This window comes from Bradyrhizobium sp., assembly GCF_035273305.1.
GTDB lineage: Bacteria > Pseudomonadota > Alphaproteobacteria > Rhizobiales > Xanthobacteraceae > Bradyrhizobium.
In genome coordinates this window covers 1-3,122 of the sequence record NZ_DATEPI010000197.1, presented here as the reverse complement: position 1 = coordinate 3,122, position 3,122 = coordinate 1, and the positions used below count along the sequence as shown (strand labels likewise).

Here is a 3,122-nt window from a genome sequence, read left to right as displayed (position 1 = left end):
CGCGCGGACTCTAGATGCTAAGCGCGAGCGCCGGCTACACTGCATCCCAGTTAAAGACATCCGCCGAGCGGTCCAGCTTGTAGAATGACGACTTCAGCGCCGGCATACCATGTTCGGCAATGGCTTGCGGCGTCCATCCTTCGCCGCGATGGACCGAGCGCAATGGGCGCGACTGGCTCATCAGGAAAATCTCGTTCATCCGCACCGCGAAAATCTGTCCGGTAACTTCCTTTGCCGCATCGCTGAGCAAGAACGCCACGATCGGCGCAATCTTCTCCGGGCCCATCTGCTGAATCTTTGCCACCCGCGCCTTTTCAGCTTCGGTTTCCGTCGGAATAGTCCCGATCAATCGACTCCAGGCGAATGGTGATACGCAATTCGAGCGGACGTTGAACCGGTTCATGTCAAGGGCGATCGATTTGGAGAGCCCGACGATGCCGAGCTTGGCGGCAGCGTAATTCGCCTGTCCGAAATTCCCGACCAAACCCGACGTCGACGTGAAATGAACGAACGAACCGCTTTCCTGCTCCCTGAACAGTCGCGCCGCGGCGTGCGAGACGTAGAATGAGCCCATGAGATGCACCTTGATGACGGACTCAAACGCATCGATGCTCATGCGATGAAAAATCGCGTCGCGCAGGATGCCGGCGTTATTAACGACACCATCGAGCTTGCCAAAACTGTCGACCGCCGTCTTGACGATCTTGCTGGCAGGAATTGCTTCGGCAACGGTTTCGAAATTCGCAACCGCAGTGCCGCCCCGCTTCTTGATCTCCTCAACCACCTCTTCGGCAGGGGAGGCATTCGATCCCGAACCGTCAGCGGCGACGCCGGGATCGTTAACAACCACCTTGGCGCCTTCAGCCGCGCAAAGCAGGGCGATCTCACGGCCGATGCCGCGGCCCGCTCCGGTGACGACGATGGATTTACCTTCAAGTGATTTGCCCTGCGCCATGGATGCTCCCGCTGCCGATTGCTTGTTATTCTCGTATCTCCAAGAAACGCAGAGCCCGGCAACCGGCATCTGGATTCCCGCGCTATCGCGCACCTCAGGTATGGTCGTCACGGACTGTTCCGGATACGAGAAGCCCTGCTAAAGCTCATTTGTAAAAATGATGGTGCCGCTGGCCGCAAACATGCCGCCGACCCCATGGCAAACCGATATTTTCGCGCCCGGGACCTGCGCCGGCGCGGTGCCGCGCATCTGCCGCACGCTTTCCTGAAGCGCGTACATCCCATACATGCCCGAATGCATATAGCTAAGGCCGCCACCATTGGTGTTGAGCGGCAGTTTGCCGCCAGGCCTTGTATTGCCGTCGGCTATAAACCGTCCGACCTCTTCATGCGGCATGAAGCCGAGATCGCCGAGTCCATAGAGCGGCAGATGCGCGAAGGCATCGTAGATCATGAGGTGATCGACATCCTTGTGCGCAATCCCGGCTTCCTTGAACGCGAGCGGACCCGCGACCTTGAAGGCGCGCGAACTGTCGAAGGTCTTCATCTGGCTAACCATCGGTGTTTCCACGCTCTCACCAGTGCCAAGGATGTAAACGGGCTTTTTCGGAAAGTCCTTGGCGCGATCGGCGCTGGTGAGGATCAGCGCGCCGCCGCCATCTGTCACCAGGCAGCACTGCAGGATACGGAACGGATAGGCGATCATCCGCGAGTTCAGCACGTCGTCTACAGTGATCGGGGCCTTCATGGTCGCGCGCGGGTTCTTCGCCGCCCATTCCCGCTGCACAACCGCGACCATGGCAAGCTGCTCATGGGTGATGCCGTGGGTCTTCATGTACCGAAGTACAGGAATAGGAAACATACTCGGCGGACCGTACACGCCGAATGGGGACTCGAACTGCCCGTTCAGGCTGTCAGGCGGCGTCGAGCGCGGCTGCTTTCCGATCATGGACTTGCCGCTTTCGGCGTGAGTGATCAGGACCGTTTTGCAAAGCCCGGCCTCGATGGCCGCCGCGGCATGACGAACGTGCAGCATGAACGAGCAGCCACCTACAGACGTTCCGTCGACCCATGTCGGCGTGATTCCGAGATAATGCGCGATCTGCTGCGGCGTCTCGACCGCAGTAGCGATGCCATCGATGTCGGACAATTTCAGCCCTGCGTCGGCGATCGCGTTCAGCGCCGCGTCCGCATGCAACTGGATCTGCGACATGTTGGGAATAACGCCGAGTTCGGTGGTTTCGGCGGCACCTACCACGGCGACTTGATTCCTGCGCATCGCGATTAGCCCTTTGCCGGACGGAAAAGGGGAAGCGTGATCGCGTCATCGAGCTTTTCGAACGCGATCTCAAGCTTCATGTCGAGTTCCAGCGCTTCCGGCGTTTGCGGGCAATCGACGATGTTGCTCATCATCCGCGGGCCTTCCTCAAGCTCTACCACCGCGATGGCGTAAGGCGGCGTGAATCCGGGCGCGGCGGGCCGATGATTAATGACATAGCTGTAAAGCTTCCCCTTGCCGCTCGCCTTGAAGACGCTGACCTTGCGCGAGGCGCAGGCTGGGCAGAACGGGCGTGGCGGAAAATAGACGTTGGCGCAGGCATCGCACCGCTGCAGGCGCAGTTCGCCGGCCCGTGTACCGTCCCAGAAATGCTGGGTCTCGGGAGTCGGCTTCGGTCTTGCGCGCGCGGGTTCAGCCATGGTCAGTGATCCTCCCTCAGCGGTCTCGCTGCGGTCCGTCGGTTCCGGCCTTGATGCGACATCGGATGGCCCGGCGTCAACGGTCCATCCATCGTGAGCTTATGCATGGGGCGTATTCCGGCACGCGCACCATTGTCTAATGGGGCAGCGCTTGTGCCGCTATCATCCGGCGCGCTAGATTGACTTCGAGAAGCAAGAAAATTGGAGGATTCCATGTTGAAGTTCACCGGCGCAGTGCTGGCCGCAGGCTTGTCTTTAGCTACACAGGCTCTTGCTGCGGATGCACCAGCCGAAATCAAGATCGGCACGCTATATGCGTCGTCCGGACGCTTCGCGTCGATTTCGATGCCGGTTCATAGCGCCCTGAAACTCTGGATCGACCAGAAAAATGCGGATGGTGGAGTGTATGTGAAGGCGTTCGACAAGAAGATACCGGTCAAGCTTGTCGCTTACGACGACCAAAGCAATAC

Annotated in this window: 4 protein-coding genes; 1 reads left to right on the top strand and 3 read right to left on the bottom strand. The window is 59.4% G+C overall.

The window, feature by feature from the left end:
- Positions 1-34: 34 nt before the first annotated feature.
- From VJV58_RS13585 to VJV58_RS13575, 3 genes are all read right to left on the bottom strand, one after another.
- The gene (locus VJV58_RS13585) at positions 35-955 is read right to left on the bottom strand and encodes an SDR family oxidoreductase (protein WP_324137869.1); all 921 of its coding nucleotides are present in this window, start codon (positions 953-955) and stop codon (positions 35-37) included.
- Between the two features lie 138 nt (positions 956-1,093).
- Complete coding sequence (locus tag VJV58_RS13580) at positions 1,094-2,233, bottom strand: thiolase C-terminal domain-containing protein (protein ID WP_324137868.1); 1,140 nt, start codon at positions 2,231-2,233, stop codon at positions 1,094-1,096.
- Between the two features lie 5 nt (positions 2,234-2,238).
- Positions 2,239-2,652 carry a Zn-ribbon domain-containing OB-fold protein gene (locus tag VJV58_RS13575; RefSeq protein WP_324137867.1) on the bottom strand — a complete coding sequence of 138 codons (414 nt, stop codon included), beginning with the start codon at positions 2,650-2,652 and terminating at the stop codon, positions 2,239-2,241.
- A gap of 213 nt (positions 2,653-2,865) precedes the next feature.
- On the opposite strand from VJV58_RS13575, the gene VJV58_RS13570 reads away from it, so the two are divergent.
- The coding region (locus VJV58_RS13570) for an ABC transporter substrate-binding protein (protein ID WP_324137866.1) at positions 2,866-3,122 on the top strand (257 nt) is incomplete at its 3' end.